Source organism: Paenibacillus lactis (assembly GCF_017873605.1).
Lineage (GTDB): Bacteria > Bacillota > Bacilli > Paenibacillales > Paenibacillaceae > Paenibacillus_AQ > Paenibacillus_AQ lactis.
Genome location: NZ_JAGGKI010000029.1, coordinates 16,686 through 39,022, shown reverse-complemented (window position 1 = coordinate 39,022; position 22,337 = coordinate 16,686). Strand labels below are relative to the sequence as shown.

Below are 22,337 nucleotides of genomic sequence, written 5' to 3'. Positions count from 1 at the left end.
AAGTATACCTGAAGTGCGTGCAGGCCCAGGGAACCCTTCACGACTTTGCGTCATTTTCGGATGACGGATTCGAAAACATGCGGGCATTCAACCTCACACCCGGATATGCGACAGCACGGCTTTCGGCTGGCGGCCTGCAATGAGCTTCCGGCCATCCGTATAGCCCTCTTCGCGCCCTTCCAGCTCCCGAACCAGGACGGATCGCCAATGATTGATGCGCTCCTGATACGGTTCATCCCGGATTGCGTTGTGCAGCTCCTCCGAATCATGCTCCAAATCAAAGAACTGCTCCTCGCCGGTTTGGGAATACCAGATGAACTTCTCCTTCCCGTCCGTGACCCAGTGGCTCGACTGAAGCCCTTGAGCATGCTCGCCATGCAGGTGGCTGCGCCAGGCCACGGCTCCTTCCTTCCCTCCCTGTTCTGCCGATGCGAGCCCCCAGATGCTCTGTCCTTCCACCGTATCCGGGACAGGCGCACCGGCTGCTTCAAGCAGCGATGGCATGATATCCCGCAGCTCCACCAGTTGATCCGCCACCAGGCCGCGTTTTAATCCCAACCGGTTCCCCGGATCGTTTACGATAAACGGCACATGGGCGCTTCCTTCGTACGGCAGAGATTTTCGGAACAAATGGTGGTCCCCGAGCAGCTCGCCATGGTCGGAGGTGAACACAATCACCGTATTGTTCAGCTCCCCATATTCGTGCAGCGCTTGAAGGAAACGACCGATCTGATGATCCAAATGCGTGATCAGGGCGTAATATGCCGCCATTGCTTTACGCAGGCGCCGTTTGGGCACGATTCCCCGCCCCGTGACCGGGGAAAGCCCCGCCTGAGAGACATCCTCCTTCTCTGCCCAATCTCCAACCGGCGGCTCCGGTATTTCGGCTTCCTCATACAGGTCCAGATAGGCTTGCGGGGGATCGAATGGCGGATGCGGGCGCACGAAGGACATCCACAGGAAGAACGGCTTCCCGGGGTCCCGGCGCCGGAGGAAATCAATGGATTGCGTGACCGTCCAATTGGTCGGATGCAGCATTTCGGGCAGATGCCAAGGCCGGGCGACCGTCGATGCGTTGCAGTCAAGGCCGAGATCGATCAGATCCGCACCGGGTACCCGCTCGCGAAGCCACGGAACATAATCGTCGACTTGATCGTAGTGCTCCCGCATCGGAATGCTGTGATTGTTGCGGTTATGGTGCAGATACCCGTCGTGGAGGACTACGTTATGAAATCCCATCAAGCTGCGCGCAGGATACACATGCATTTTACCGACGCACTGCGTATGATAACCCGCTCTCGCCAGTTCTCCAGGCAAGGTTCTCTCATAATTCCAAGGGACACGGTCCTGATATCCGACGCGGCCGTGAGTTCGCTGCGATTGCCCGGTAAAGATGGCTGCACGTGCAGGCACGCAGGTCGGCGTAGCGGAATAGGCGCGGCTGAACCGTACGCCGTTTCGGGCGAGCTCGTCCAGATTGGGCGTCTCGACGATGGGGTGGCCTGCAATGCTAAGACAATCAAAACGCATCTGATCTACCGTAATCAACAAAATATTAGGTCTTTCTTGGCTTTGGCTCGAATGCATTCCATTACCTCCCTCGCGTATGTACTTCTAAAACGCTTTCAATTTCATTCACCTTCATTAAACCTTCGTTTGGATGAAAAGTAAACCTATATTCCTGATCTTGCCGTGACCTAGGGTGCTTCCTGATCTTTTCGTGACGCAGCAGCTGTTTGGTTTGGTTCCATCCTCGTCCGGCGTCTAGCTTCCAACGGCCTCCGGAAAAATCGGCTTTAAGGTGACGGACTCGGGAGGTGTCAACGAGCTGGTAAACGAACAAAACGGACACGCCGCAGCGAGCCCGTTCCTAGAGCGTGGGCGTGCAAATGACTGCAATTGACTGCAATGACAACCCATTTGCCACGCCCTTACTATCGATGACTTCCATTCAGGAATACATATTACCTCACCACGTGCCGGTACTTCCGCCATGCTTCTGAGCATGCCAAATCATGATTGGACCGGCGATAATTCGCTTTCCGTCACCCATTTATGATTCTTCACTTCCTCGCCGCCTGTCGTTGGCGTGAAGTCAACCATATACACCGTCGTTTGCTCGGCCGAATCGATCTTCGCGGTTGCGCCCTTCATCCCTTCCATGTGGTCTGCATTGACAACGACTTCCGTGCCTGGCTGCAAAGGTGGCGCTCCCGGGTTCTGCAATTCTTCGTGAATGACCCACTTATGATTCTTGACTTCTTCTCCGCCGGTGGTCGGCGTGTACGAAATCGTATAAACCGTTGTGTCGTAAGCACCGACAATCGTTGCCGTTGCTCCCTTCATGCCCGCCATGTGATCGGAGTCTATCACGGCTTGCGTTCCTATGCCATAAGTCGGATTCTTGGCTTCCTTCAAGCCTTCAGGCACCTCGCCGGAACCGGAATGGTTCATTTTGCTGTGGTCCATCTCCCCCGCATGGTCTTGCTTTCCTGCATTGCTCGTTTCGCCGTTCGTATTTGCGTTGCCGCAAGCTCCCAGGGCCAAGAGCAAGAAAGCGGCAATGAGCCCTACAATCATCGGTTTTAATCCTTTTTTGAACATGGTTCCAAAAACTCCTTTCGATCCGTGATGCTTACGATCATATCAACCAGTTGTGAAGAACCTGTGTAGCTCGTTCAATTTCATTTCTGCCCGCTATAATTCTAGTCATACCCAAAACGGCGGAAGGTAATCTGCCGCCGTCCCAAACCAACCTATCTGACGGATACGATCTCATCGATCTTTATCCATTCCCACTCCCCGGGTCCGAGGGCCAGCTTGATCTCCCGTCTTTGAGTCAGCACGGTTGTAACGACTCCGGTGAGCTCAACATCCTCGTATTCATCGTAAAGCTGTAACGAAATGGTCCGGTGCTCATGGAAAGACTCGGCCAGCATGCGCTCGATCAGCTCCATTTCCTGCGGATCCAGGTTCGGTTTATCCTTTCTTCCCTCTTCAAGCTGCTGCCGAATAATCGTCGCTTTGTGCTCGGGCAGCATCATGCGGCTGGATTCCCACAGCCCGTTGCCTTCCAGCTTTTTTCGTGTTGTCATCTAAAGTGTCCTCCTATCTTAGCTGAACGATCCAGCGCTTGGCCCGCCTCCGTTTTGGAGACGGCCCGAATGACGATGCTATCCCCATACTTGCGCTTTAAGGCATCGGTCACCCGCTCAAGCGCCATCGATTTCTCGCGCCCCATATCGAACAGGGACAATTGATATTCCGTATCCGGGGTAAGCTGCGATAAACTGACGCCCACCCTGCGGATCGGCAGGCCGTCCCAATACTTCTCCAGCAGCCTGCACGCCCAGCGGTAAACTTGATTCGTAATGTTGGAGGGATCCTCCATCTTCATTTGCCGCGAAAATCCCGTAGGGCGGTCAAAGTCCGCTCCCATGCAGCCGACGGTTACGACATGGCCCATAAAGCCGAGTCCGCGGCATCGCTGGCATACAAGCTCCGTCAGCTCGAGCAGCACGACCTTAATCTCCTCCAGCCTGCCGTAATCGCGGGGCAGGGTCATCATATGACCAACCGACTTAGGATCAACCTGATGCGTCCCCGGACGTACGGGACTATCATCGATCCCGTTGGCAATTCTCCAGTACAATTCAGCCTGGATATCCGAGTTTTTCCCGAACTTCCGCCGCATCATCTGCTTGAGCTTAGGGAGAGGGGTCTGGGCAACGCTGCCGATCGTCGGCAGCCCCATGACATTGAAATGCCGGGTCATCCTGCTGCCGGCCATAAACATCTGGTTTACGGGAAGCTTCCACAGCGTTTCGGCAAGATTTTCTTTAGGCAGGGTGTAGATTCCGGATGCGGATTTTTTCGCGTAATTGTCGCAGGCGGTCTTGGCGAGGATTTTCGTTTCGGAAATTCCAAAGCGTGTATACACCCCTGTCGCATCCTGGACATGATCCTGAATCATTCGGGCAAGCTCCTCCGGCGTACAGCCGTATAAATGCAAGCTGCCCGTCACGTCAAGGAACTGCTCGTCGATGCTGTACGGCTCGACCAAATCGGTATAGGACTTATAGATCTCCGTGATCTGCATGGAGACATCGATATACCTCTGCATCCGCGGCTTGATAACGACGACGTCCGGACATTTCGCGAGCGCCTCCCCGAGCCTCTCGGCTGTCGTTATGCCTCTCTTCTTAGCAAGCGGGCATGCCGCCAGCACGATGCCGGACCGTCTTTCCGGATCGCCGGCAACGACTAGAGGTCGGTCTTTATATTCCGGATGCTCCGCCTTCTCCACGCTCGCGTAAAACGACTGGCAGTCCGCCAACATGACAACCCGTTTGGCCGGCTTCATGACAGACACCCCTTGTCTGCGATTTTCAAGCCCAGGTAGCTGTACGACCGTTCCTCGATTTCCGCCTCGATCAGCCCCCACAGCATGGACAGCTTATGTCGGTACCCTCTGCACATAAATTCCACTTCAATCCCGAGTCGGGTCTTTCGGTTGTCGTACACCTTTAAGCCGATCTCCCGCATATTCCTTCGAGCTGCCGTTAAATCGGCCAATGCCGCCCTCTCTATGCGCTCGATCATAACCTTGGTCAGCTCTGAGGTCTTTAGATCCGACCGGAACAGAATGTCCCGGTCATGTTCCAGCACATCGAGCAATAACGGCAATAGAGCGTAGTCCTTTACCAGCTTGGTTTCGTCTGACTTTAGCCCAATACTCAACATCACTATCCACCTCGTAACGGGAACGTTTGTTTGTATTATATGCGAACATTCGTTCTTTTATCAATGTAAATTTAACCCTGTTGTCCCCGAAGCGCCCCGGAACTTTAGCGGGATATATTAAACTTTCGCAACGAACGAAGCCCCTCCGGCGCGCATGGCCGAAGGGGCTTGGTTAAGACAAACGGACCATCAAGCAAGGCGGTCCTGCCGGGCAAGAAGTCAATGCGGAACAAAAACAAGCTGCAGGACAAACAGCACGGCAAAAATATACATAAGCGGGTGAACGGCTTTCCACTTGCCCTTTACGATTTTCATCAGCGGGTACGAAATGAACCCGAACGCAATGCCGGTCGCAATGCTGGACGTGAGCGGCATCGTGAGAATAACGAGGAAGGCCGGGAACGCCTCGTCAAAGTCCTTCCAATCGATATGGCGGACATTGCTCAGCATCAGGCATCCGACCACGATCAGCGAAGGCGCCGTAATCGCGGACAAGCCGGCGACGGCACCGATGAGCGGACTGAAGAAGGCCGCCACCACGAACAGGAGCGCCACGACCACGGACGTAAGGCCGGTCCGCCCGCCTGCGCCAACGCCTGCAGCCGACTCGATATAGGCGGTTGTCGGACTGGTGCCGACCATCGAGCCGGCAACGGTCGCCACGGAGTCCGAGAACATCGCACGCTCGGCACGGGGCAGCTTGTTATCCTTCATAAAGCCGGCCTGTTCGGCAACGCCGACGACCGTTCCGGTCGTATCGAACAGCGTGACGAGCAGGAAGGAGAATACGACTGCATACAGGCTGTGGGAAATAACATCGGAAGCCGCCGTGATCGGGTTCCATACGAGAATCCCTTCAGGGAGCGAAGGCGCTGACACGACACCGTTCGTAAACGACAGCATTTCCGCAAAATAAGCAATGATTCCCGTAATAATCATCCCGATAAACAAAGCGCCCTTCACATCGCGGGACAACAGCACCAAAGTTACGACCAAACCAACCAGTGCGAGCACCACGCTGGGTTGATGCAGGTCACCGAGCGCCACCAAATTATCCGGATGCGCTGTAATGATACCGCTCATCCGCAAGCCGAGGAAGGCAATGAACAACCCGATTCCGACGGTTATCGCATGCTTCAGATTCGCCGGGATCATCTCGATCAGCCTGCGCCGAAGAGTCGTCATGGACAGCAGCAGAAACAGGATGCCGGCAATGAACACCGCCGAGAACGCTTCGATGTACCCAAGTCCCGCATGCCCCTGAACGACCGAGTATGTAAAATACGCATTCAGCCCCATCCCGGGTGCAACAGCGATCGGATAGCGCGCAACAAGCCCCATCAGCAGGGTACCGATCACGGCAGCAATGATCGTCGCCGTAAAGCTCTGCTCAAACGGCACACCGGCCTCAGACAATATGAGCGGGTTCACCACCGTAATATAAGCCATTGTAAAAAAGGTCGTAATACCGGCAACCACTTCGGTCTTTACCGAGGTGCCGTTAGCTTTTAAATCAAACACAAAATATCCTCCATTTCTAATGCTCGTAACATGAGAGAAGCCGGAGCTTCTTGGGAATGCGATCCCTGCATGGTATACTCAACTCAAACCGATGAATTCGCTAGTTGAGGAGGCCGAAATAACCAATGTGCGGACGTTTTACGCTCACCGTCACCTGGGAAGAGCTGATGATGAGGTATATGCTCGATCCCGAGTCCGTCTCTCCCTTTCACATGCCGCGCTACAATATTGCCCCGGCGCAAATGGTAGCGGCCATCATCCATGACGGGCGGTCCAACCGGATCGGCCAGCTGCAGTGGGGGCTCGTCCCATCGTGGGCGAAGGACCCCTCCGCCGGCAGCAAGATGATCAATGCGCGGAGTGAAACGCTTGAGGAGAAGCCTGCTTATAGGATACCCTTTTATCGGAAAAGATGCCTCATCCCTGCCGACGGATTTTACGAATGGCAGAAAACCGGCGAAGGAAAGCAGCCGCTTCGCATCAGCATGCGCAGCGGCCGCATCTTCAGCATGGCCGGGCTCTACGACACGTGGATCACGCCGGACGGGCAGAAATTAAGCACCTGCACCATCATTACGACAGAGCCCAACACGCTGATGGAGCCCATTCATAACCGGATGCCTGTCATTCTCCGCCCGGAAGACGAAGCGCTATGGCTTGACCGGAGCGCCGCCCCGGAGGGAAGCGATGCAGGCGCATCCTCCGCGCTCCAATCGCTTCGTGCGCTCCTGAGGCCCTATCCGGCTGAGGAGATGGAGGCCCATCCCGTCAGCACCATCGTCAACTCCGTCAAGAATGATACGGAGGAATGCATCCGCTCGATAACAAGCAGCTGACATCCCCGCAGCGTATGGACCCAAACGCGCAAGAAGCCCCCGGCTCAGGAGGAGACCCTCCTGCGGGGGCTTCTTCTTATGCTGAAATCTCCCGATGCATGCTCAGTTTTTAACGGAACATCCCCCACAGCTTGATTAAATGAAATGTATTGTTCGGATCGATGCGCTGTGCAAGCACGAATTGAACGATCTGCTGTTCCTGTACGGAGCTCAGCTTTTCATTTAAGATGCCGCTGGCGGTTCGCACCAATTGATGCACCTTCATGCTGTTCTGCAGATCCGCTTTGGTCAAGCCCTGCGTCAGGCCCTTGATTCTTTCTTTGACGAGCGGGTTTTTCATCTTAAGCTTGATGCGTTCCACCAGCTGCGGACTAATCCCGTACTGCTGATAACTCAATGGTAAGGCACCTCCCGTAATAATTGCTGTCGCCTTTTTTGAGTATATGACGAAGGCCCGTCCATTGTGCCAACGGATTCCCGCATCCTGCTCCTGCTCCCGCCCGGGGCTGCTTCTCTTCTTCGAGCTTGTAAGCCCTTAGGATTAATCCATAATATCGCCTTGAAAAATCTTCTCCTGCTGCAAATAATCCCGCAGCGGCTCATACTCGGGGGAGGTCCAGAAGGAGCTGTCGCTCACCAGAGCGGCCGCATCATCCCTTGCCTCCTCCACGACTTTGAAATCGGCCACCATGTCGGCCAGACGGAATTCCGGCAGACCGCTCTGCTTAGTCCCGAAGAAATCCCCCGGACCCCGCAGCTCCAAGTCCCGCCGCGACACCTCGAAGCCGTCCTCCGTTTCGGTCATCACCTGCATCCGCTCCTGCCCTACCTCGGACTTCGGATCCGCGACCAGCACGCAGTACGACGCATGCTGACCACGGCCGACCCGGCCCCGCAGCTGGTGCAGCTGCGACAAGCCGAAGCGGTCGGCGTCCATGATGACCATCAGGGTGGCGTTCGGCACATCGACGCCGACCTCCACGACCGTTGTCGAAATTAACAGCTGCACTTCATTCTCATAGAACTGGCGCATCACTTCATCCTTCTCGGCAGGCGTCATCCGCCCGTGCAGCAAGCCGACCCGATAGCGCGGGAACGCCTGCTGCATCTGGACATGCAGATCGATCGCATTTTGCACATCCAGCTTATCCGACTCCTCGATCAACGGCGCGATCAGATACGCCTGCCGGCCTTGATCCACTTCTCTGGAAATAAAGCCAAGCACACGGTCCATCAGATCATGCTTGACCCAATACGTGGTGATCGGAATACGCCCTTTCGGACGCTCCGACAGCGTCGACACATCCATATCGCCGAAGGCGGTGATGGCCAGCGTCCGCGGAATCGGCGTTGCGGTCATCGTAAGCACATCGGGATTGTAGCCTTTACGGCGCAGGATGCTCCGCTGATTGACCCCAAACCGGTGCTGCTCATCGGTGACGACAAGACCCAGCTGCCGGAAAAATACATCGTCCTGGATGAGAGCATGCGTGCCGACAACGACATCCGTCAATCCCATCTGGAGCGAGGCCAGCAGATCCTTGCGCTTTTTCCCCGTCACGCTTCCGGTAAGCAGGCCTACCGTAATGCCGAACGGCTCGAACAGCTTCTGCAGGGAGCGCATATGCTGCTCCGCCAAAATTTCGGTCGGCACCATCAAGGCCCCCTGAAAGCCGGATCGCACGGTCGTATACAAGGCGATAGCCGCAACGACCGTCTTTCCCGAGCCGACATCTCCTTGAAGAAGACGGTTCATGCAATAAGGAGAGCGCATGTCATGCAAAATCTCCAGCTCCACCTTCTTCTGGGCATCGGTCAGCTCGAACGGCAGACTGCGCACGAATTCCCGGATGGTGGCATTATCGGCCGTATGAACCACCCCGTCCATCCGGCCGCGGTTCAATGCGCGGAACGCCTGCATCTTCAGCTGGAACAGAAACAGCTCCTCATATACCATCCGGCGCCGGCCTTCCTGTCCTTCCCTGGAATCGACCGGCTGATGGATCGTCATAATCGCACGCTTCCGCGGCATCAGATCGTACTTCTGCAGCAGCGATTTCGGCAAAATTTCAGGGATCATCTCCCCGTACTGCTCCAATGCCTGTCCCATCGTCTTGCGGATCCAGGACTGCGTAATTTTCCCGCCGATGGAATAGACGGGCTGCAGTGTGCCGCTGCGGAATGCCCCTTTATCAGGGAATTCGGACTCGGAGACGGTCAGCTGCATTCTCCGTTGATCCCACTTCCCGGTCAGCACGATTTCCCGCCCGGCGGTCAGCTGGTCCTTCAGAAAATGCCGATTGAACCAGGTCGCCGTAAACATCCAGCTCTCAGCCAGCATTTTGCAGGTCAGACGGGACTTTCGCCCGTAACGCTGCAGAACGGGAACGCTGGCGACTTTCGCCTGGATCGTGATTTTATCCCCGTCCTTCACTTCGCTTAAACTCCGGAGCCGGTAATCCTCATACCGGAACGGATAATATTCGAGCAAATCCTTAACCGTATAGACGCCAAAGGCGTGAAGCTCCCCTTCTTTCAGAGCGCTCACGCCGTTGATCTGTCTGACGGATATGGAATCGAGTTTGAGACTCATATCTATCATCTACCTCACTTAAGCAGGCCAAATATAAGCTGCAATCGTTCCCGGCCCGACATGCGTGCCGATCACGGGGCCGATTTCGGAATATACAACATCCTCCACCGTGAACACCGCTGATAGCTGCTGCAGGAAATCCTCCACCAGAGACCGGTCGGCCGTATGTCCCACAGCCACCTTGATATGACGAACTCCCGGCAGATCCTGCTGAAACAGCTCGATCATGCGGGCGGTCGCTTTCTTGCGTCCGCGAACCTTCTCTACCGGAAAAATAATGCCTTCATCATCAATGGACAGGATCGGTTTGATGTTAAGCAGCGTACCGAGCACGGCCGAAGCCTTGCCGATCCTTCCGCCCTTCTGTAAGTACTCCAGCGTATCGACCAGGAAATACAGTCTCCGTTTGCTGCGCAGCTCCTCCAAGGAGGCCACGATATCCGCAGCCGCCGCTCCCTCTTCGGCAAGCCTTGCCGCATGTACGACAAACAGGCCGAAGCCGTAGGAGGCGGACTTGGAATCCCATACGGTTATATCCGCATCCCGCTCAATGAGCGAGGTCGCGAGCAAAGCGGACTGGTAGGTGCCGCTCAGTCCCGATGAAATGTGTATTGATATAATCGAGCAGCCCGGATACCGGTCCAGAATGGATTCATACACGGCAACGAAATCCGCCGGCGACGGCTGGGAAGTGGTCGGCAGCTGCGTTGATTGTATCAGCTTCTTGTAGAATTCCCCTGCCGATATTTCAACACCGTCCAAATAGGTCTCTTCCCCGAACATCAGTCTCAGCGGCACGATATGAATGTTGTGCTGCTTCACCAGGTCTGCCGGAATATCCGCTGTGCTGTCTGTCACAATCACGGTCTTATTCACCGGAACCCCTCCTAAAAAATACCTTCATATTAACACCGGTTAATTGATCAAGATTCTACGGAGAACAGATAGGCATAGATCGGCTGACCGCCGTAATGCACCTCAACCTCCGCATCCGGATACTGCTCTTCAAGCCAGCTCGTCAATGCGTTCGTTGATTCCTCCGACGCGTCCGCTCCCGTAAGCAGCGTGACGATCTCGTCTCCGGATTGAAGCATCTTGCCAAGCAGCTCCTGGGACGTCGTAATCAGATCAGGGGTCGCTGCCACAATGCTGGAGTTGCGGATTCCGATGAACTGTCCCTCCTTAATCTCCAAATCGTCGATCGTCGTGTCGCGTACCGCATAAGTCACCTGACCGGATTGCACACGGGAAATCGCATCCAGCATGTTGTCCGTGTTCACGTCCGTGCTCTCATCCTCTTGGAAAGCAAACGCGGCCGCAATGCCCTGCGGAATCGTCTTGCTTGGAATAACCGTCACTTGACGCTCGCCCTCCAGCAGCTCTCGAGCCTGCTGGGCAGCCAGCACGATATTGGAATTGTTCGGCAAAATATAGATTTGCTGTGCCGAGATCGAGGAGATCGCGTTCACGAAATCCTCCGTGCTCGGATTCATCGTCTGTCCGCCGGACAGCACGACGTCAACGCCCAAGCTCTTGAAGATGTCCGAGATGCCGTCCCCCGAGGATACGGCAATGAATCCGTACGGCGCAATCTCATCCGCCGGCGGCACGGCCGGAGCTTCCGGAGTCTTCGGCTCGGCCGGGATATCGGCAAACAGCTCCGGCATCGGCGCGATATCCATGCCGGTCGTCAGCAGCTCGCGATGCTGCTCACGCATGTTCAAAATATGAATCTGGGTGATCTCGCCATAAAGCAGTGCCAAATTCAGCACATCACCTGGAGCTTTGGAGTGAACATGAACCTTAATCGTTTCGTCATCGGAGATGACGATGATCGAATCCCCATTAACAGCAAGCGCTTTCCGGAACTGATCCTCATCAAATTCGGCACGTGCTCCATCACCAAGCTGACGATTGATGAAAAATTCCATATCATACAAGAACTCGATATCTTCCGTCGACAACTGGGATTGAGCGGATGACGGAGGTGCGGTAACCGTCTGCAGGCTCGGAGCCGGGGTGCTGATAGGCTCAGCCTTGGCTGCGACCGTTGCGGCTTGTCCCCCTGCGGCAGCGAACGTGCCGGGTGCATCCTCTCTACGGAGCGCTTCCAAGAATCCTTCATAAATATACACAAGACCCTGTCCGCCCGAATCTACGACGCCGACCTGCTTCAGCACCGGAAGCATTTCCGGAGTTTGCGACAACGTCTCTTTCGCCTTAGCCAGCACTTGCTCCATCAGCTCGATGATGTCGCTGCTGCGGCGGGAATAATAGACGGCATGCTTGGCCGCTTCCTTGGCAACGGTAAGGATCGTTCCTTCAACGGGTTTGACTACGGCTTTATAGGCAGCTTCGACCCCGGTCTGTAATGCAGCCGCGAACTGATGCGCGTTCAGCTCTGTATAAGGCGCCGCATACCGGCTGAAGCCGCGAAATAACTGGGACAGAATAACCCCCGAATTCCCCCGCGCGCCCATTAGAAGCCCCTTGGACAGTACACCGGCGCTGTGTCCGACGGATTCCGAGTGCTTGCTCTTTAATTCGGCAACCCCAGCGGTCATGGTCAAATTCATGTTCGTTCCCGTGTCGCCGTCCGGCACCGGAAACACGTTCAGCGAGTTGACATGTTCCGCATGCTGCTGCAGCTGCTCCGCTCCGGCTAGGACCATCGCGGTAAATTCTGTTCCATTCAAAGAACGCTTACTCAATGAGAATTCCCCTTCCTGGCTTGATACCCTTTAAACCTTCTTACGAAAACTGTTATCTCTATTTGATAGCTAATAGCCGACGAAATGCCCAAAGCGATAAATAATAGACTTTCTATGATTAAACCGATCGCAACATGCTGATGGGCTGATCTCGTCTCCTCTCGTCTCGGGCAGTCTCCAGATGCTTACGGAGTCATGCCGACCAGCCCACAATACACTGTCTTTCGAATATTATGGACTAATCAACATTGTACTATAAGAAGAAAGAGAAATAAATGTTTTTAGGGCAGTTGACGCGGCAATTTTTACTGTGATATTATATTTAAGTATTGTTTCATGCAGGGTTTAGGAACAAGGAGGTGTAATTGATGGCTCGCAAATGTTATGTAACTGGCAAGAAACCAAGCAGCGGTAACCATGTTTCCCATGCTAATAACCACAACAAGCGTACTTGGGGCGTTAACGTTCAGAAGGTTCGCATCCTCGTGGATGGCAAGCCTAAGCGTGTATACGTCAGCACTCGCGCATTGAAATCCGGTAAAGTGACTCGCGTATAATCATCTCATGTTATATGAAGAAAAACTTCTGTAATCTCCAAGGCGCTCCAAAGATATGGGCGGCATCGGGACAAGGAAGTTTTTCTTGCGTTTACGATACATATATCCTCCTAAACAAAAAGCACCTTCAGCGGATCGCAGGTGCTTTTTTTAGTGGGAGAAAGCAGCTCCTCCCCGTCTGTATCGCGAAATCCCCGTTAGCAAGCCTTCAGCGGCAAAGATAAGCGAATGCCCTTAATGCCGGGTCTTCCGAAAGATATGCATTCTGTTCTGTATGCAAGAAAAACTTCCAGTTTAGGTACGGGCTCCATATGGCGTTCATTATGTCCTGGGCCTCTTTAACCGCGCATAAGAAGCTAAGGCCGGCCCGCTGCCAAGCCTGCACTCCTTTGCGCCGCGCAAGAACAGCCCCTTAAGCTGCAGTATGTCTTGTTCGCTCGGGCACTTCCATCGGTTTGCATCCTGCCTGTTCCCCTACCGACATGGCGCGGCCGTCCCGGGCGGAGGTTTTGTGTTACGCCGGGACAAGCTGTCAGCTCTTGTGAAACGTGTTGAGAATCGCCTTCACAAAACCTCCCAGAAACTTCGGCAGCTTGAACGTATAGAATTTCATGTCTCACCCTCCCCATCATTCTCATGCCTTCCTAGACTATGTTATGCACCAAGCCCATAGATGTGAACACAGACAAAAAAGGCTACATGAGAACCCAGCTCATGTAACCATATTTATGCGGAAATTCTCCGCCCTATGACATTCGGACTGCCGCTTCCGGATTAAGATGTTGCGCTGTTCCGGATTCGGGCAATCGCCTCGGCCCGGTCGGCCTTGCCGAATACCGCGCTTCCCGCCACCAGCACATCCGCACCCGCGCCCGCTACCAGCGGCGCCGTCTCCGCCGTGATGCCGCCGTCCACTTCGATATGAAGGGAAGACAGGCCGAGTTCATTGGCGCGTGCCCGCAGCTGCGAGATTTTGCCTACCGTCCGTTCGATAAAGGCTTGTCCGCCAAAGCCCGGATTGACGGTCATGACCAGCACGAGGTCGAGATCCGGAAGAATTTCCTCCAGAACATGCGCCGGTGTGGCCGGGTTAATGGCAACCCCAGCTTTTACCCCCTGCTCCTTGATTAGGTGAACGACGCGGTGAAGATGCGGACAGGCTTCGGCATGAACCGTGATCAAATCCGCTCCGGCCTTGGCAAAATCGGCAACGTAGCGCTCCGGCTGCTCAATCATCAAATGCACGTCGAGCGTCAGCGTCGTATGCGGCCGGATCGCCTGAACGATCGGTGGCCCGAGCGTAATATTGGGAACAAAATGGCCGTCCATGACGTCCACATGAATCCAGTCCGCTCCGGCTGCCTCCGCCTCCCTGATTTCGGACCCTAGCTTGGCAAAATCGGCCGACAATATCGATGGCGCTATTTTAATCATATCGCTTAATACCTCCGCTTCTTGTCTTTCATCTCCGTAAAAAACTCCACATAGTGCTCGTAGCGGCCGGCTTGGATGGTTCCATCCTCTACGGCCTGGATCACCCGGCAGCCTGGCTCATGCAGATGGCTGCAGCCTCTGAATTTGCATTCCGCCGCATGCGGAGCGAATTCCCGGAAGCAGCTGGACAGTTCCTCGACGCCAAGCTCCAGAAAGTCCAGCTGGCTAAAGCCCGGCGTATCCGCTACATACCCGCCGTTATCCAGCTCGATCAGTTCGACGTGCCGCGTCGTATGGCGGCCGCGCCCGAGGCGCAGGCTGATTTCGCTCGTTTCCAGCGCCAGCCCCGGCATCAGGGCATTGAGCAAAGTCGACTTGCCGACCCCGGATTGCCCCGAGAACACGCTGATCTCGCCTGCCAGGCGATCCTTCACCTGCTGGACGCCAATGCCTTGGAGCGAGCTGGTGATCATCACCTCGTAGCCGATCTCTTCGTACATCCGCTTCACCTTTTCCGCGGATTCGTCCGAAGCGTCCGTCAGATCCTGCTTGGTCAGAACGATGACGGCGTCAAGCCCCGCATGCTCAATATGCACGAGGAACTTGTCCAGCAGGAGCAGGTTCAGATCCGGCTCCTTAACCGAAAACAAGAGCACCGCCAAGTCGACATTAGCGACAGGCGGGCGAATTAATTCGGAAGACCGTGGAAGAATTTCATCCACGGTCCCCTCTCCATTCTCAGTCAATGAATACATGACGCGGTCTCCAACGAGCGGAGAGATGCCTCTCTTTTTGAAAATGCCGCGGGCTCTGCATTGAACCGCTTGGTCCTCCCCGGATATCAACTGGTTATCTCGCAATGGTTTCACATAGTAATATCCGCTTAGTGCCTTCACGATCAGTCCCTCGAGCATAAAATAGGCCTCACCTTTCTTGTTGAAATTTGGATGTATTTCATTTGGTTTTCACGATGGTATATTCCAGACCGGCTGCTATCGAATAACCGTTTGATCATTCATTGCCCTTGCCCCGGCCATGACCATTTCCATTGCCGTTGCCCGGCTCCCACTCGTAAGCGGAATCGTCTTCCGCGTCCGAGCCTTCCTCACCGCCATCGGTTCCTTCGGTGCCTTCATCCGGATTCGTATCAACCTGCATATCCGGCGGTAAAGGCGGCTGTTCCATCGTCGGCTGCGGCACGGTTCCGTTCTTGACGTCGCTGTAGCTGACGCTGTACGTTTCCACCTGACGGCCATCCCGGAAAATTTGGACGGTTGCGTGCTTATCCGGTGCGAGCAGCAGCTTCACCGATACCCATTCCGAGGTCGTAATCGTTTTGTTTACGGCCTCTTGGTTGTCGCCCAGCGCGTCCGAGAACACGATGCGAATTTTGCTCTCCTGCCCTTCGTAAGCCGGAGAAATCGGAACGCTGTAATTGTATTCCAGCGCCTCGGGCGGATAGCCGGAGCTGACGAAAAATGTAATTTTCTCCCCAGGGGCGACTTCTGCGTTCGCCTCGTAAGGCCACTGCTCCATCACGATGCCCTGTTTGACTTCGAAGCTCGGTTTTTGCTTGACCGCATCAACGACCAGGCCCCGCGATTCGATCGCATCTCTGGCCTGCTCTTCGGTCATGCCGACGAGAGCCGGCATCTTGACAAATTTTTTGCCTTTGCTGACGACCAGACTGACTGCGGCCTTATCAGGATCGAGGTCCGTATCGGGAGATGGATTTTGGCTGATGATCATACCCGCTTCGATCTCGTCATGGTTTTCTTCAGACTTATTTATTGCCTCAGCGGCAATGCCCAACGCGGTCAAAGCCTCGACGGCTTGCTCATACGTTTTCCCGCTAAGGTTCGGCATTTTCTCAAGCGGCTTCGCCGCCCCTACGGACAACTGAATCGGAGAGTCTTTCTTCACCTTCGTGCCCTCCGGCTTACTCTGGTCAAATACTTCGCCTTCCGTAACGTTCGGCTTGTATTCGCGGATCACTTCCGGATCCACCGTCAATCCTTCGCCCTCCAGCGTCCGGATGGCTTCCTCCTCGGTCATGCCAATTACCCCAGGTACAGTAACCTCCGGAACCTCAAGCATGTTGTTCACATACATGACCACACCGGCCATGATTCCCAGGAACAGCAGCACCGAAGCGACGATGACCGTCGGCTTCACCCATTTCTTCTTCGGCTTGCCCGGCGTCCGGTCCTCATCATCATCCTCTTCGTCATCCTCATCCGGCTCATCGTCCGGATGATGGCTGCTGCGCTGCATCGTCTTGAGTGCCGGCATCACCCGCGTGGAATCCTCGTCCTCCTCGAACTCCATCTTCGGCTCGTTCAAGCGGGAAGGCAGAAGGCAAGTCTCCAGGTCAGCCATCATTTCTTGAGCGGACTGGTAGCGCTCCTCCGGATTTTTGCGCATCGATTTCAGAATGACGTTCTCCACGCTTTGCGGAATGAGCGGATTGACCTCCCGCGGCTCGTCGAACTCCTCCTGCAGATGCTTCAGCGCAACGCTGATCGGACTCTCGCCGAGAAACGGCAGACGGGCGGTCAGCATTTGATATAACACGATACCTAAGGAATATAAATCCGATTTTTCACCCGTCACGACGCCTTTGGCGTGCTCGGGCGAAAAATAATGCACGGATCCGACAACCGATCCGGTTTGCGTAATCGTCGTCGACGTCACGGCCCGGGCAATCCCGAAATCGGTCACCTTCACCCGTCCGTTCCGTCCGATCAGAATGTTATGCGGCTTGATGTCCCGATGAATAATCTGGTTATGATGGGCATGATCCAGCGCATCACAGATCTGGGTGGCGATCCGCACTGCTTCGTCCACCTGCAGCGGCGCCCGCTCTTTAATGATCTCGTTCAAATTCTGACCTTCGATATATTCCATGACGATATAGTGCACGTCTTCCTCTTGGCCGACATCGTAAATGCTGACCACATTGGAATGGGACAGCGATGCGGCCGATTGCGCCTCGCGCCGGAATCTGCGAATAAATTCCTCGTCATGGACGAACTGCTGGCGCAGCACCTTGATCGCTACATTCCGGTTCAGCAGGATATCCTGAGCCTTGTAGACGAGCGCCATGCCGCCTCCGCCGATGCGTTCTATAATTTTGTAACGACCAGCCAATTCATGCCCGATCATGAATCCCACCCCTTTTTACGTTGCCCGACAACCTCTTCTTGATGCTCAAACATAGCGACTGTAATGTTGTCCTCGCCGCCGGCGAGAAGCGCCAGTTGAAGCAGGCGATCCGCCCGTTCCTCCAGAGGAAGGTCAAGGGAGCCGGAAATTTGACCAATCAGGTCGCGGCTTACCCGGTTGCTGAGTCCATCGCTGCACAGAAGCAGCACTTCGCCGTCCGAAATGGATACCGGCGTAAGCTCAACCGTCACATCCTCATCCGTTCCGAGCGCACGGCTCAGCACATTTTTTCGGGGATGGGTCTCCAGCTGATCTTCGGTGATCTGTCCGCTTTTATACAGCTCGTTCACCAGTGTGTGATCATCCGTAAGGCGCGTCACTTGCCCGGAAGCAACCTTATAAGCTCTGCTGTCCCCGATGTGCCCGATATAGCCTTCGGAGCCGCTGAGCAGCACCGCTACAATCGTCGTGCCCATATTGTGAAGCCGCTCATCGGACGAAGCCTCTTGATAGATCACTTCGTTGGCATGCAGAATCGCATCCCCGAGGGCGGCACGAATCCCTTCCAAAGGAATCCCCGGCTCGAGGGAGGATAAATCCGCGGCTACCGTATCGACCGCAAGCCGGCTGGCCGTGTCGCCTGCCAAATGGCCTCCCATGCCGTCAGCGACCACACCCAGCGTATAACCGTGCTCCAGCGTGCTCACAAACACAGAATCTTCATTGACAGGACGAACGCGTCCGACATGGCTGACATGAACCGTTCTGATCAAAGCTTCTCACCTCAACTCCATATGCTTGGCCCGGAGCTGTCCGCAAGCGGCAGCGATATCGTGGCCTTGTTCACGACGGATGGTCACATTGACCCCCTTGTCTGCTAACGCACGTTGAAACTTGAAAATGTCATTGCGCGATGTTCGAACGTATTTGCGTTCCGGCACATGGTTGACCGGAATCAGGTTGACGAAGCAGTTCATATCCTTGATGACGTCCGCCAGCTCCTCGGCATGCTCGACCTGGTCGTTCACGCCGCCGATCAGCGCGTACTCAAACGTAATGCGCCGTCCGGTCTTGGCCTGATAGAAGCGCAGCGCTTCAATGACGTCGTCGAACGGGAAGCGGCGGTTAACCGGCATCAGCTTCGAGCGCAGCTTATCGTTCGGCGCATGAATCGAAATCGCCAGATTGATCTGCGTATCCTCTTCGGCGAATTTATAAATGTTCGGCACGATGCCGCTCGTCGACACGGTAATGTGGCGCTGTCCGATGTTCAGTCCTTTCTCGTGAATCATCGTGCGCAAAAACTTCATCGTTGCATCATAGTTCTCGAACGGCTCGCCCGAGCCCATAATCACGATGCTGGAGACGCGCTCGCCCGTCTTGTCCAGAATTTTCTGCGCCTGAACCACCTGGGCGACGATCTCCCCGGACGTCAGGTTCCGCTTCAGGCCGCCCAGCGTCGATGCGCAGAACGTGCAGCCGATCCGGCAGCCCACCTGCGTCGTAACACAAATGCTGTTGCCGTAGTTGTGCTTCATGATGACCGTTTCAATCGCATGATCATCATGAAGGCCGAACAGAAATTTGACCGTGCCGTCCTTCGACTCAAGCTTGGTAATCTCCGTCAAGGTTACAAAGCTGAACGACGCATCCAGCTTCGAGCGAAGCTCCTTGGAGAGATTCGTCATCTCCTCGAAGGAATCGACGCGCTTAACGTACAGCCAATCGTAAATCTGGGAGCCGCGAAACGCGGGCTCGCCTTGCTCCTGGGCCCATGCCTGAAGCTCTTCCAACGAAAAATCGTATATAAAGGGTTTCATTTCACCACACCTGTCTATTTCATTCATATGCAACTCTTTTTTCATTCTTCCTATTTTACCATAAATAAAAGAGACGGTAAAAGAGAAAACCCGCCGGAGAGCACGGCGGGCGGGATACGGCTGCAGGGCCTCTTGCCGGGCTGGCGCGCGGGTTCGTTTTAGCGTCTTCGCAGTCTTGCGATGTAGAAGCCGTCGCTATGATAGTGCTGCGGCAGAATCTGAATGCCGCCGCCGCGGACAAGCGCGTTGTCCTTGAGCCGGGACAGGCTGCCCGTTTCATCGAGCTCGAATTCGGGATGACGGTTCACGAAGGACGTCACCACGCCTTCATTCTCCTGCGGCTCGATCGTGCAGGTGCTGTAGACCAGCACCCCGCCGGGGCGAAGCAATGCCGAGACGGAATCCAGCAGCCTTGACTGCAGCGCCGCGATCTCGCGGATATCCTCCTCCGTCTTCCCCCATTTCAGGTCGGGCTTCCGGCGGATCACGCCCAGCCCCGAGCACGGGGCATCCAGCAGAATCCGGTCAAAGGAAGCCGGCTCGAACCGGGCGGGGAGCTCAATCGCATCGCCCGTTACCGTTCGGATGCAGTCCAGCCCCAGCCGGGCCGCCTGATCTGCGATCAGCTTGCCTTTGTGGGAATGGATGTCGTTCGCTACAATGGAGCCTTCGTCCTTCATCAATTCCCCCATGTGGGCGCTTTTCCCCCCAGGGGCGGCACAGCAGTCCAGCACCCGCATGCCGGGCTCCGGACCGACCGCTTCGGCGACCAGCATCGAGCTTTCATCCTGGATGGAGATCATGCCTTCACGATACCAGTCGGTCAGGGCCATATTGCCGGCGCCCTTCACGACGATGCCGTACGGGCTAAGGGAGGATGGGGCGGCCTGCAAGCCGTGGCCCTCCATCTCCTTCAGCATCTCCTCCCGGCTGATCATCGTCGTATTTACTCTGACGCTGACCGCCGGCGGTTCATTGTTGGCCGAGCAGATCGCCTCCGCCGTCTCCCGGCCATATTGGGAAATCCAGCGCTCGACCAGCCACTCCGGGTGCGAATGCTGAAGCGAGATCCGCTTCGCGGCCGGCAGATCGGCAGGGATCGCCAAGCTTTCCTTCTGGCGCAGTATATTTCTGAGCACGCCGTTGACCATCCCGGAGATGCCCTGGTGCCCCCGGCGCTTCGCCAGATTGACCGCTTCGCTCACCACCGCATGATCCGGGATTCGGTCCAGGTAGATAATCTGGTACAGGCTCAGCCGCAGCAAGGCCCTCACCCAAGGCTGGAGCTTGCGGGTGCCTTTATTCACATACTTGTCCAAAAAATAATCCAGCGTGTTCAGCCGGGAAATCGTCCCGTAGATCAGCTCTGTGGCCAGACCCGCATCGCTCTTGGACAGGGCTGCTTTCTGCAAAGCGGTGTTGAGCAGAAGGTTGCTGTACGCTCCCTCCTGCTCAACCTGTGTCAGCACATGCATCGCCAGCTCCCGCGGCGACGCCGGACGTCCCTTCGGGCTGCCGCTCACGTCAGCACCGTCCCCGGCGCAAGGCTCGTCCCCCGCGCGAATTGGGCTGCGTCCATCGCCTTCTTGCCGCTTGGCTGCACCGTCAATAGGGTCAACACGCCGTCGCCGGTCTTGACCACAATGCCGTTCTCACTAACTTCCAGTACGGTTCCAGGCTCTCCATCGCCCTTGCCTTGGTCGCCTTTATCCGGCTTGGCGCAGGCCCACACCTTGAACACGTCCCCGTTCCACAGCGTGAAGCCGCCCGAATACGGAACCAGGCCGCGGATTTGATCATAGATTTGACGGGAGGTTTTCGACCAATCGATCTTTTCGTCCTCCCGGGTCAGGTTCGGTGCATAGGTCGCCTTGGACTCGTCCTGCGGCTCGGCCGCAACCTTGCCTTGAACCAAAGTCGGCAGCTGCTCCTTCAGCAGTCTCGCGCCGGCTATGCTCAGCTTGTCGAACATCGTCCCGGCCGTATCTTCATCCTCGATCGGAACCTCGACTTTGGCGATCATATCGCCGGTATCCAGCCCTTCAGCCATGTACATCAGCGTGATGCCCGTAACCTTCTCGCCGTTGATTATGCTGCGCTGAATCGGCGCGCCTCCCCGGTAAGCCGGGAGCAGCGAGCCGTGCACGTTAAGGCAGCCGAGCGGCGGCAAATCGAGCACCGATTTCGGCAAAATTTGGCCGTACGCCGCCGTAACGATCAGATCCGGCTTATACTCCGCCAGCTCCGCTACAGCCTCAGGGTTCCGCAAGCGCTGCGGCTGCAGCACCGGGATGCCGTGGCGAAGCGCGGCTTCCTTGACCGGCGTCGGCGTCAGCACCTTTTTGCGGCCTTGGGGACGATCCGGCTGGGTAACGACGGCTGCGACGTTATACCCTTCCTCGATCAGCATCTCAAGGCTCGGTACGGCAAATGCAGGGGTTCCCATAAATACGATATTCATCGGTTTTCCAGCTCTTTTCTCGGCTGCTCGGGCGTATATTCATACACCCGTTCGGCGATATCGGTAAACAACACCCCGTTCAGATGATCAATCTCATGCTGGAACGCGCGAGCCAAAAGCCCGGTTCCGGTCACGACGAGCTCATTGCCTTCCCGGTCCAGTCCTTTGACGGTAACCTTCTCCGCGCGGCGCACATCCCCGTTCCAGCCCGGAATGCTGAGGCAGCCTTCAGGACCGAACTGTTCGCCTTCGCTCTCGATGATTTCCGGGTTGATCATCTTGATCAATCCATGCTCATCGCCTGCGTCCACAACGATCAGCCGTTTCAGAATGCCGACCTGGGGAGCTGCCAAGCCGACGCCGTCCGCGTCATACATCGTATCGGCCATGTCGTCCAGCAGCTTCTGAACGTTCGGCGTAATTTTCGTAATTTCTTTAGCTCTTTTATGAAGAACCTCATCCGGTTCCTTTACGATCAAGCGAATTGCCATCTCAA

Annotated in this window: 21 protein-coding genes; 2 read left to right on the top strand and 19 right to left on the bottom strand. The window is 55.6% G+C overall.

All coding sequences use genetic code 11. The features are described from left to right. Positions 1-93: 93 nt before the first annotated feature. From J2Z18_RS28550 to J2Z18_RS28525, 6 genes are all read right to left on the bottom strand, one after another. Complete coding sequence (locus J2Z18_RS28550; protein WP_028405245.1) at positions 94-1,587, bottom strand: arylsulfatase; 1,494 nt, start codon at positions 1,585-1,587, stop codon at positions 94-96. Between the two features lie 426 nt (positions 1,588-2,013). Continuing rightward, a complete protein-coding gene (locus tag J2Z18_RS28545) occupies positions 2,014-2,604 on the bottom strand; it encodes a YdhK family protein (RefSeq protein ID WP_028405244.1) in 591 nt (196 codons plus the stop codon). Between the two features lie 152 nt (positions 2,605-2,756). After that, entirely contained in the window at positions 2,757-3,095 is a 339-nt protein-coding gene (locus tag J2Z18_RS28540) for a YolD-like family protein (protein WP_028405243.1), read from the bottom strand. Further along, positions 3,092-4,363, bottom strand: a complete 1,272-nt coding sequence (locus tag J2Z18_RS28535) for a DNA polymerase IV (RefSeq protein ID WP_007129667.1) — start codon at positions 4,361-4,363, stop codon at positions 3,092-3,094. Before J2Z18_RS28535 ends, J2Z18_RS28540 begins: the two co-directional genes overlap by 4 nt. Next, a complete protein-coding gene (locus tag J2Z18_RS28530; protein WP_007129666.1) occupies positions 4,360-4,743 on the bottom strand; it encodes a YhjD family protein in 384 nt (127 codons plus the stop codon). The genes J2Z18_RS28535 and J2Z18_RS28530 overlap by 4 nt, the downstream gene beginning before the upstream one ends. 219 nt (positions 4,744-4,962) lie before the next feature. After that, positions 4,963-6,264 carry an NCS2 family permease gene (locus J2Z18_RS28525; protein WP_007129665.1) on the bottom strand — a complete coding sequence of 434 codons (1,302 nt, stop codon included), beginning with the start codon at positions 6,262-6,264 and terminating at the stop codon, positions 4,963-4,965. A 125-nt stretch (positions 6,265-6,389) separates the two neighbouring features. On the opposite strand from J2Z18_RS28525, the gene J2Z18_RS28520 reads away from it, so the two are divergent. Beyond that, the gene (locus tag J2Z18_RS28520) at positions 6,390-7,100 is read left to right on the top strand and encodes an SOS response-associated peptidase (protein WP_007129664.1); all 711 of its coding nucleotides are present in this window, start codon (positions 6,390-6,392) and stop codon (positions 7,098-7,100) included. Positions 7,101-7,209: 109 nt separating this feature from the next. On the opposite strand, the gene J2Z18_RS28515 is transcribed toward J2Z18_RS28520, so the two are convergent. From J2Z18_RS28515 to fakA, 4 genes are all read right to left on the bottom strand, one after another. Beyond that, positions 7,210-7,497, bottom strand: coding sequence for a stage VI sporulation protein F (locus J2Z18_RS28515; protein ID WP_007129663.1), 288 nt, complete (start codon positions 7,495-7,497; stop codon positions 7,210-7,212). A gap of 144 nt (positions 7,498-7,641) precedes the next feature. Then, on the bottom strand, positions 7,642-9,693 hold the full coding sequence (recG, locus tag J2Z18_RS28510) for an ATP-dependent DNA helicase RecG (protein WP_007129662.1): 2,052 nt from the start codon (positions 9,691-9,693) through the stop codon (positions 7,642-7,644). An 18-nt stretch (positions 9,694-9,711) separates the two neighbouring features. Next, positions 9,712-10,569, bottom strand: a complete 858-nt coding sequence (fakB, locus tag J2Z18_RS28505) for a fatty acid kinase binding subunit FakB (RefSeq protein WP_007129661.1) — start codon at positions 10,567-10,569, stop codon at positions 9,712-9,714. 47 nt (positions 10,570-10,616) lie between these two features. Next, positions 10,617-12,404 carry a fatty acid kinase ATP-binding subunit FakA gene (gene fakA, locus J2Z18_RS28500; RefSeq protein WP_210095679.1) on the bottom strand — a complete coding sequence of 596 codons (1,788 nt, stop codon included), beginning with the start codon at positions 12,402-12,404 and terminating at the stop codon, positions 10,617-10,619. Positions 12,405-12,772: 368 nt separating this feature from the next. Here fakA and rpmB point away from each other — a divergent pair, with 368 nt between their 5' ends. After that, a complete protein-coding gene (gene rpmB / locus J2Z18_RS28495; protein WP_007129659.1) occupies positions 12,773-12,961 on the top strand; it encodes a 50S ribosomal protein L28 in 189 nt (62 codons plus the stop codon). A gap of 532 nt (positions 12,962-13,493) precedes the next feature. Here rpmB and spoVM read toward each other — a convergent pair. From spoVM to def, 9 genes are all read right to left on the bottom strand, one after another. Beyond that, positions 13,494-13,574: a stage V sporulation protein SpoVM gene (spoVM, locus tag J2Z18_RS28490; protein ID WP_034273235.1), complete on the bottom strand. Its 81-nt coding sequence runs from the start codon at positions 13,572-13,574 to the stop codon at positions 13,494-13,496. Positions 13,575-13,735: 161 nt separating this feature from the next. Further along, positions 13,736-14,395 (bottom strand): ribulose-phosphate 3-epimerase, encoded by a 660-nt coding sequence (gene rpe / locus J2Z18_RS28485; protein WP_007129658.1) that lies wholly within the window; start codon positions 14,393-14,395, stop codon positions 13,736-13,738. Between the two features lie 5 nt (positions 14,396-14,400). Then, positions 14,401-15,309, bottom strand: coding sequence for a ribosome small subunit-dependent GTPase A (gene rsgA, locus J2Z18_RS28480; protein WP_007129657.1), 909 nt, complete (start codon positions 15,307-15,309; stop codon positions 14,401-14,403). A gap of 97 nt (positions 15,310-15,406) precedes the next feature. Continuing rightward, on the bottom strand, positions 15,407-17,560 hold the full coding sequence (pknB, locus tag J2Z18_RS28475; RefSeq protein ID WP_007129656.1) for a Stk1 family PASTA domain-containing Ser/Thr kinase: 2,154 nt from the start codon (positions 17,558-17,560) through the stop codon (positions 15,407-15,409). Continuing rightward, on the bottom strand, positions 17,557-18,333 hold the full coding sequence (locus J2Z18_RS28470; protein ID WP_007129655.1) for a Stp1/IreP family PP2C-type Ser/Thr phosphatase: 777 nt from the start codon (positions 18,331-18,333) through the stop codon (positions 17,557-17,559). Before J2Z18_RS28470 ends, pknB begins: the two co-directional genes overlap by 4 nt. A gap of 6 nt (positions 18,334-18,339) precedes the next feature. Beyond that, entirely contained in the window at positions 18,340-19,380 is a 1,041-nt protein-coding gene (rlmN, locus tag J2Z18_RS28465) for a dual-specificity RNA methyltransferase RlmN (RefSeq protein WP_007129654.1), read from the bottom strand. 158 nt (positions 19,381-19,538) lie between these two features. Further along, positions 19,539-20,903, bottom strand: a complete 1,365-nt coding sequence (gene rsmB, locus J2Z18_RS28460) for a 16S rRNA (cytosine(967)-C(5))-methyltransferase RsmB (protein WP_007129653.1) — start codon at positions 20,901-20,903, stop codon at positions 19,539-19,541. After that, positions 20,900-21,841: a methionyl-tRNA formyltransferase gene (fmt, locus tag J2Z18_RS28455; RefSeq protein ID WP_007129652.1), complete on the bottom strand. Its 942-nt coding sequence runs from the start codon at positions 21,839-21,841 to the stop codon at positions 20,900-20,902. Before fmt ends, rsmB begins: the two co-directional genes overlap by 4 nt. Beyond that, on the bottom strand, positions 21,838-22,332 hold the full coding sequence (gene def / locus J2Z18_RS28450; protein WP_007129651.1) for a peptide deformylase: 495 nt from the start codon (positions 22,330-22,332) through the stop codon (positions 21,838-21,840). Before def ends, fmt begins: the two co-directional genes overlap by 4 nt. Positions 22,333-22,337: the final 5 nt, after the last annotated feature.

What these genes read in the sequence shown, in the direction of transcription:
- J2Z18_RS28550 (WP_028405245.1), bottom strand. Translation starts at nt 1,587, where the DNA reads ATGCATTCGAGCCAAAGCCAAGAAAGACCTAATATTTTGTTGATTACG.
- spoVM (WP_034273235.1), bottom strand. Translation starts at nt 13,574, where the DNA reads ATGAAATTCTATACGTTCAAGCTGCCGAAGTTTCTGGGAGGTTTTGTG.
- fmt (WP_007129652.1), bottom strand. Translation starts at nt 21,841, where the DNA reads ATGAATATCGTATTTATGGGAACCCCTGCATTTGCCGTACCGAGCCTT.
- J2Z18_RS28540 (WP_028405243.1), bottom strand. Translation starts at nt 3,095, where the DNA reads ATGACAACACGAAAAAAGCTGGAAGGCAACGGGCTGTGGGAATCCAGC.
- rpe (WP_007129658.1), bottom strand. Translation starts at nt 14,395, where the DNA reads ATGATTAAAATAGCGCCATCGATATTGTCGGCCGATTTTGCCAAGCTA.
- def (WP_007129651.1), bottom strand. Translation starts at nt 22,332, where the DNA reads ATGGCAATTCGCTTGATCGTAAAGGAACCGGATGAGGTTCTTCATAAA.
- J2Z18_RS28520 (WP_007129664.1), top strand. Translation starts at nt 6,390, where the DNA reads ATGTGCGGACGTTTTACGCTCACCGTCACCTGGGAAGAGCTGATGATG.
- J2Z18_RS28530 (WP_007129666.1), bottom strand. Translation starts at nt 4,743, where the DNA reads ATGTTGAGTATTGGGCTAAAGTCAGACGAAACCAAGCTGGTAAAGGAC.
- J2Z18_RS28535 (WP_007129667.1), bottom strand. Translation starts at nt 4,363, where the DNA reads ATGAAGCCGGCCAAACGGGTTGTCATGTTGGCGGACTGCCAGTCGTTT.
- rpmB (WP_007129659.1), top strand. Translation starts at nt 12,773, where the DNA reads ATGGCTCGCAAATGTTATGTAACTGGCAAGAAACCAAGCAGCGGTAAC.
- pknB (WP_007129656.1), bottom strand. Translation starts at nt 17,560, where the DNA reads ATGATCGGGCATGAATTGGCTGGTCGTTACAAAATTATAGAACGCATC.
- recG (WP_007129662.1), bottom strand. Translation starts at nt 9,693, where the DNA reads ATGAGTCTCAAACTCGATTCCATATCCGTCAGACAGATCAACGGCGTG.
- J2Z18_RS28545 (WP_028405244.1), bottom strand. Translation starts at nt 2,604, where the DNA reads ATGTTCAAAAAAGGATTAAAACCGATGATTGTAGGGCTCATTGCCGCT.
- rsgA (WP_007129657.1), bottom strand. Translation starts at nt 15,309, where the DNA reads ATGCTCGAGGGACTGATCGTGAAGGCACTAAGCGGATATTACTATGTG.
- rlmN (WP_007129654.1), bottom strand. Translation starts at nt 19,380, where the DNA reads ATGAAACCCTTTATATACGATTTTTCGTTGGAAGAGCTTCAGGCATGG.